Raw genomic sequence first — 6870 nt, 5'->3', positions numbered from 1 at the left:
GCGGTTCCAGTGGCGATCTCGGAGACGACCCACGCCATATGCGATCGCCCTGCCCTATGGGAGAGGGGGCACGGCGCAGTTCACCTCACGCGGCCGAACCCATCGACCGGCGACTGTATGAGACTCGCCCAGGATCGCGGGCGCATCCGCGGCAGGGATCCACAAAAGATCCAGGCCGCCGGGCGAGAATCTAGGGGGCGGGGGCGACCCCGCGATAGCCGGGCGTCCGGGCGACCTGGGCCTTCACCGCGGCGATCAGCGCGTCGAGGGCCGGCGCGTCGAGCGAGCGGCTGGCGGCGAGATAGTAGGTCTCCCAGCCCACCGACAGGAAGAACAGGCCGAGCCTCTCGGCCGCCGCGCGCACGCCCAGGCCCGCATCGGCCGCACCGCAGGCGATGGTCGCGGCCACCGCCTGATGGGTGAACTCCTCGACGCCGTAGCCCCGGATCGCGCCCGGGGACAGCCCGGCCTCGTCCAGCAGGCGATCGAACCATTGCCGCGTGCCCGAGCCCTTCTGGCGGTTGACGTAGCGGGCCTCGCCGGCGGCGAGGTCGGCGACCGAGCGGATGCCGAGCGGGTTTCCGGGCGCGAGCAACAGGCCCTGCTCGCGCTCGAACAGCGGGTGCGCCACGAGCCCGGCGCTCGCGTTGACGGCGGAGAACGGCGCGCCCGCCGCCTCCGGCGCCAGGGCCCCGCAATGGAAGCCCGCCGCATCGACCTGCCCGTCGAGGAGGCGCGTCACCGCCGCGTGGCTGCCCATCACCGAGACCTCGATGTCCGCGCGCCCGCTCAGCACCTCGACGAGGAGCGGATCGTGGCTCGCGGCGAGCGCCAGGCCTCCGGCGCCGTCGCCGAGGAGGCTGCGCAGGCGATGCTCGAGGACGCGGGTCTCGCGCCCGAACCCGGCCTCCAGGCCCTCCGCGGCGGCGGAGACGGCCTCGGCCAGCGCGCTGCCGAAGGCGGTCAGCTCCGTGCCGTGGCCGCGGGTCTTGTGCACCAGCGGCCTGCCGAGCGCCGCCTCGTAGGCCTGCAGGCGCGCCCAGGCCGCCCGGTAGGAGAGGCCGAGCGCGTCGGCCAGGCCCTGGACCGAGCGCGCACGCCCGATCGCCTCGAAGACGATCTTCAGGTCCGAGACCGGGATGGCGTTCCGGCCGATCCGCACGGTCCCACCGAGACCGAGCACCACCGACGGGGCTCCCGCGTCTCCGCCCCGCCTCGGTTCCGCACGCTCGTCGGTCTTCTCCACGGCCAGATCTCCCGCGCCGGGCGGGGCCGCATCCGGGCGGGCCTGCCCGAGCCGAACCGCCGTCCCGTGCCCGTCAAGCGGTCGGCCCGCCGCGGACGCCCGCGCCGGGCCATCTCCTAGAGCCCTTCCCGGTCGCGTTGCAATCGGGCCCGGGTCCGAAGCCCGGCTCCGGCGCCGCCCGGTCAGGGGCGCACGGCCGGCGTCTCCAGCGGCAGCGGCGCGGCGCGCGTCGCGAGGTAGAGTTCGAGGGCGACGTAGTCCGGCGCCCCGTACGCGAAGGGCTCGGCCCGCATCCCGGTGAGGCAGTTGCGCAGGCGCCGCTGCAGCGAGCCCATCCCCTGCCATTCGAGGCGGTAGAGCGGGTAGCCGGTCGGCTGCCCCTGCGGGATCACGGCCGCGCCGAGGCGGCGGCCCCAGTGGTCGTCGTGGCAGATCGCGCAGGAGAGGCCGAGCTGGCCCTGGCGCGCCTCGAACAGCGCGCGGCCCTCGGCCCGCGCGGCGCCGAGCCGGGGATCGTCGGGCGGGGCGATCGGCATCCCGCGGGACTGGGCGGCGACGAAGGCCGTCAGCGCCAGCAGGTCGGGGCTCTCGTAGGCGAGGGGATCCGCGCCCTGGTGCGTGCGCCGGCACGCGTTGACCCGGTCCTGAAGATCGATCGGCCGCCCGGTCCGCGCGTCCCAGGCGGGGTAGCGCGCCGCCACGCCGCGCATGCCGACGGCGGCCTCCCCGTGGCAGCCGGCACAGGGCTGCCGGCCGGGGGCCGGCGGCGTCGCCCAGAGCTCGGCCCCGTCCGCGACCGCGAGCATGCCGGGATTGGCGGTCTCGTCCCGCTGCATGGCCTGGATCTCGGGGCCCATCTGGTCGAAGCCGGAGCGCCGGTCGGCCGGCGCGATCGGCTCGGCACCGGCCGGAGCGCCGACGAGCAGCAGCGCCAGGACCGCGGCCGGCGGCGGGAGGCCAGGGCGGCGCGGCACGGCGGGGCTCAGGCCACCGCGATCGGCGCGGACTCGGTCTGGTCGAAGCCGTCGTCGCCGCGCCACGTGAAGGTGAAGCGCCCGCTCGCCGTCGCGACCCAGGTGAAGGTGAGGTAGGGGTTGGCCGCCGAGGCCGGGAACAGCTCGGCCCGGAAGATCTCCTCGCCCTCGAAGCGGCAGACGAACTCCGTGACGATGTTGCGCGGCAGGATGCGGCCGTCCGCGCCGGGGCGGAAGCCCGTCTCCATCGGGTGCGAGATCAGCGTCTTGATCGTGATCACGTCGCCGGCCCTGGCGGTCTTGGGCAGGTTGATCAGGGTGCGGGCCATGCGGGGTCAGCCCTCCAGGCAGGCGGCGAGCGTGACGATCGCGTCGGCACTCGCCGACCAGTAGGTGCCGTCGCTCATCTCGGCGATCGCGGTGATGCGCTGCGTGTCGGCGAGCCGGATGCGCGTCGCGACCTGGGCGCGGCCGGCGCCGGGCCGCAGATGGAGCGTGACGACGTTGGGCTGCGGGTTCCGTTCGTTGAACACGCCGATGCGGCGGACATGGTCCGCCTGCGTCATCGGGCTCTCGACGGAGATGGAGAGCGGCACCGTGTTGCCGTTCTCCACGAGCGGCGGCAGGTCGAGGCTGACGCGGCCCGGCCGGATCGGGTTGTCGCCCGCGAAGCGGCGGATCGCCGATTCGGTCGTCTCGGTGCGCGGCTGCGCCGCCGCGGCCGGCCGCAGGGCGAGCGCCAGCACGCTCCCGGCCGTGCCCGCGAGCACCCGGCGCCGATCGACGGTCCCGCTCCGTCCCGGCTTCATCGTCCTCATGGTCTCCCCTCGGGCTCGCGCAGGGTCGCCAGGAAGGCGACGACGTCCTCGATCTCGCCCGCGCTCAGGATCGGGCGGCCCCGCCACGCCCGGCCCACGCGGGCGAGGCCCGACAGGCTGTAATAGGATGGCATGATGGTGTCCGGGTTCAACGCCCGCCCATCCACGAGCCGCAGGCGCAGCTGCGCCGGGCTCCGGCGGGCGCCGACGCCCGCGAGATCCGGGGCGAGGTTGCCCTGGAAGCGCTCCTCCGGGAAGGGCCCGGCATGGCAGAGCAGGCAGAGCCCGCGGGTGCGGTCGGCCACGATGGCCCGGCCGCGGGCCGGGTCGCCGGCCAAGCCCGCCAGGGGCTCGGGGATCGCGTCGCCGACGACCGCGTAGGGGACCAGGCCCTCCTCGGCCCGCGCCGGGCCGAGCGCGAAGGCCAGCACGGCCGGGAGGAGGGCGGCCCGGCGGCCCCGCCTCACCCGAACACCTCCCGGGTGATCGTCCGGTACCAGCTCTCGCCGTAGGCCGCCTCCTGGCGGCGCACCGCGTCCGGGGCGTCGAGGGGGCTGATCCCGCCCGCGCCCGGCACGTCCGCGAGCTGCCCGTCGGTCGGGCGGAACACGCCCGCGATCGAGATGCCGTCGTCGGGCGCCACGAGGCTGTAGCAGGTGTTGATGAGGCGCGGGGTCTCCGGCTCGCGGCCGGCCAGCAGGTCGATCACCGCCTGCGCGCAGACCTTGCCCTGCGCGTTGGCCGAGAAGGCCGACTTCGGCATCGCCCCGGCGATGGCCGCGTCGCCGATCACGTGGATGCCCGGCACGAGGCGGGACTCGAAGCTCACCGGGTCGATCGGGCACCAGCCGCTGCGGTCGGCGCAACCCGCCTGCGCGGCGATGCGGCCCGCGCGCTGGGGCGGGATGATGCAGGCGACGTCCGCCTTGATCTCGGCGAAGTCGGTGCGCACGACCATCGCCGCCGGATCGACCTCGCTGACCTGCCCGCCTCCGGCGAGCGGCACGACTTCGAGCACGTCCCGGTAGAGCCTGGCCCAGGCCGCCTCGAACAGCTTCTGCTTGGAGAAGGTGTCCTTGGCGTCGAGCAGGATGAGCTTGGCGCGCGGCTTCCGGGCCTTGAGGAAATGCGCGATCAGGCTGGCGCGCTCGTAGGGGCCGGGCGGGCAGCGATAGGGGTTGGCGGGCGCCGAGAGTACCACCGTGCCGCCTTCCGGCATGGCGGCGAGTTGGCGGGCGAGCAGCACGGTCTGCGCGCCGGCCTTCCAGGCGTGCGGCATGGCCTCGGCGGCCGCCGCATCGTAGCCCGGCACGGCATCGAACCGGAGATCGATGCCCGGCGACAGGATCAGACGGTCGTAGGGCAGGGCGGTCCCGTCGCCGAGGCTCACGCGGCGCGCGCCCGCATCGACCGCGCGCGCCGTACCGTGCACGAAGGTGAGCCCGGCGCGGCCGAGCGCGTCGTAACCGAGCGTCTGCGCCTCGATCCCGCGCAGGCCCGCGACGACCTCGTTGCTGCGCGGGCAGGCGACGTAGTTCGGCGACGCCTCCACGAGGGTCGTGTCGACGCCGCCCGCCGCCAGCCAGCGCGCCGCCGTGGCGCCGCCGAACCCGGCGCCGACGACCACGACGCGGGGACGCGTGCCGCCGAGGGCCGGGCAGGCGAGCGTCGCGGCGGCAGCCCCGCCGAGGAGGGCGCGGCGTGTCGGCCCGTGCGGCATCGCGCGCATCAGTGCGATCCTCGGGCCGCGAACCAGGCGGCGATGGCCCGGCTCTCGTCCGCGTCGAACCCCCGGGCGATGCGGTTCATGATGGTGGCCGGCCGCTCGCCCGACCGGAAGGCGGCGAGCGCCGCCACGATCTCGGCCTCGCTCCGTCCCTCGAGCGCGCCCATCGCGGCGCCTTGCGCGTGGCAGCCGGTGCAGGAGGAAGCCCCGGGCGGCGGGCGCAGCTCCGCCGCGCGCGCGGCCGTCCCGCAGGCGAGCGCGAGGGCGAGCAGGAACGGGCTGTACCGTCTCGACATCACCGCCGCTTTCCCGGACGCCCGGAGCGCCAGCGGAGGGTGATCCGGGACCCAGCCGATGCAAGTCGCGAAGCGTCCTGATTCTGCACCGGTGCTGGAGATCGAGCCGCTTCGCGGCACGTCATCGTCTGGATCCCGGATCACCTTCCACTCCGTTCCAGGCGTCCGGGAAAAGGCCGCGCGTCGTCCGTCGGATTCGGCGCGGCCGGTCGTGACCTCATGCCCGGCGCAGGTCCGTGTCCTTCAGCGGCAAGTGCCGCACGCGCTTGCCGGTCGCGGCGAAGACCGCGTTGAGCACCGCCGGGGCCGCCACCGCGATGGTCGGCTCGCCGACGCCGCCCCAGAAGCCGCCGGAGGGCATCAGGATGGTCTCGACCGCCGGCATCGCGTCCATCCGCATCACCGGATAGCTGTCGAAGTTCGTCTGCTCGATGCGCCCGTCCTTCACCGTGCAGGCGCCGTAGAGCGCCGCCGAGAGGCCGTACACGAAGGAGCCCGCCACCTGCGCGTCGATCTGCTGCGGGTTGACCGCGTGGCCCGGGTCGGTCGCCGCGACGATGCGGTGGATCTTCAGCTCGCCCGCGTCCGAGACCGAGACCTCGGCCGCGCCCGCCACGTAGCTGCCGAAGCCCATCGTCTGGCAGATGCCGCGGAACACCCCCTCCGGCGGCTTGCGGTCCCAGCCGATCCTCTCCGCCACCGCCTCCAGCACGGCGCGGTGCTTCGGGTGGTTGCCCATCAGCTTCAGCCGGAAGGCCAGCGGATCCTGGCCCGTCGCGTGGGCCAGCTCGTCCATGAAGCATTCGAGGTAGATGGCGTTCGGGTTCAGGTTCACGCCCCGCCAGAAGCCCGGCAGGATGTGCGGGTTGCGCATGGCGTGATCGACGAGGATGTTCGGGATCGTGTAGCCGATCGCCGCCTCCGGGCCGCCCGGGTTGAGCCCCTGGAAGGTGACGGGATCGCGCCCCTCGACCATGCGCTGGGGCGCGACCGAGGCCAGGATCGATTGGCCGGAGATGCGCATGTGCAGGCCGGTGAGGTTGCCCTCCGTGTCCAGCGCGGCGCGCATGCGGCACTGCGTGACCGGGTGGTACCGGCCGTGCGTCATGTCCTCCTCGCGGGTCCAGATCAGCTTGACCGGCGTGCCGGGCATCTCCCGGGCGATCAGCACCGCCTGCCGCACCCAGTCGTGCGTGGCGCCCCGGCGACCGAAGCCGCCGCCGAGATGGATCTTGTAGACCTCGCAGGACGTGGCCGGCAGGCCGGCTGCGTCGGCGGTCGCGGCGAGCGCCGCCTCGCCGTTCTGGGTCGGGGTCCAGACCTCGCAGCGCTCCGGCGTCCAGAGCGCGGTGGCGTTCATCGGCTCCATCGTGGCGTGGTTCTGGAACGGCACGCCGTAGACGGCCTCCACCACCTTGGCGGCGCCCTTCAGCGCGCCCGCCACGTCGCCGGCCCGGTTGCCGACGAAGGCCTGCTCGGCGTCGAGGCCCTCGCGCAGCACCGCGGCGATGCTCTCGCTCGAAACCTTGGCGTTCGGGCCCTCGTCCCAGACGATCGGCAGCGCGTCGAGCGCGGTCTTGGCGCGCCAGAACGTGTCTGCCACCACCGCGACCGCGCTGTCGCCGACCTGCACGACGCGCTTGACGCCCGGCATGCCCGTCACGGCCGCCGCCTCGAAGCTCTTCACGCCGCCCCCGGTCACCGGGCAGTCGCGGATCGCCGCGTTGAGGAGGCCCGGGAGCTTCAGGTCGATCCCGTAGACCTGGCTGCCGTCGAGCTTCGGCAGCGTGTCGAGCCGCTTCAGCGGCTT

Annotated in this window: 8 protein-coding genes; all 8 read right to left on the bottom strand. The window is 74.5% G+C overall.

What is annotated here, in order from left to right:
• Positions 1 to 190: 190 nt before the first annotated feature.
• Positions 191 to 1186, bottom strand: a complete 996-nt coding sequence (locus AX737_RS20950; protein WP_245293482.1) for a substrate-binding domain-containing protein — start codon at positions 1184 to 1186, stop codon at positions 191 to 193.
• A 242-nt stretch (positions 1187 to 1428) separates the two neighbouring features.
• Entirely contained in the window at positions 1429 to 2220 is a 792-nt protein-coding gene (gene soxA, locus AX737_RS20945; protein ID WP_066924602.1) for a sulfur oxidation c-type cytochrome SoxA, read from the bottom strand.
• An 8-nt stretch (positions 2221 to 2228) separates the two neighbouring features.
• The gene (locus AX737_RS20940; RefSeq protein ID WP_066924600.1) at positions 2229 to 2549 is read right to left on the bottom strand and encodes a thiosulfate oxidation carrier complex protein SoxZ; all 321 of its coding nucleotides are present in this window, start codon (positions 2547 to 2549) and stop codon (positions 2229 to 2231) included.
• 6 nt (positions 2550 to 2555) lie between these two features.
• Complete coding sequence (locus AX737_RS20935) at positions 2556 to 3038, bottom strand: SoxY-related AACIE arm protein (RefSeq protein ID WP_066924599.1); 483 nt, start codon at positions 3036 to 3038, stop codon at positions 2556 to 2558.
• Complete coding sequence (gene soxX, locus AX737_RS20930; RefSeq protein ID WP_066924608.1) at positions 3035 to 3469, bottom strand: sulfur oxidation c-type cytochrome SoxX; 435 nt, start codon at positions 3467 to 3469, stop codon at positions 3035 to 3037. Before soxX ends, AX737_RS20935 begins: the two co-directional genes overlap by 4 nt.
• 32 nt (positions 3470 to 3501) lie before the next feature.
• A complete protein-coding gene (locus AX737_RS20925; protein ID WP_066924606.1) occupies positions 3502 to 4758 on the bottom strand; it encodes an NAD(P)/FAD-dependent oxidoreductase in 1257 nt (418 codons plus the stop codon).
• Positions 4759 to 4766: 8 nt separating this feature from the next.
• A complete protein-coding gene (locus AX737_RS20920; RefSeq protein ID WP_066924592.1) occupies positions 4767 to 5060 on the bottom strand; it encodes a cytochrome C in 294 nt (97 codons plus the stop codon).
• A gap of 217 nt (positions 5061 to 5277) precedes the next feature.
• A partial coding sequence (locus tag AX737_RS20915) for a molybdopterin cofactor-binding domain-containing protein (protein ID WP_066924589.1) occupies positions 5278 to 6870 on the bottom strand: 1593 nt, incomplete at its 5' end.

It is taken from the genome of Methylobacterium sp. CCH5-D2, assembly GCF_001556475.1.
GTDB lineage: Bacteria > Pseudomonadota > Alphaproteobacteria > Rhizobiales > Beijerinckiaceae > Methylobacterium > Methylobacterium hispanicum.
This window is presented reverse-complemented; position numbering and strand designations above follow the sequence as displayed.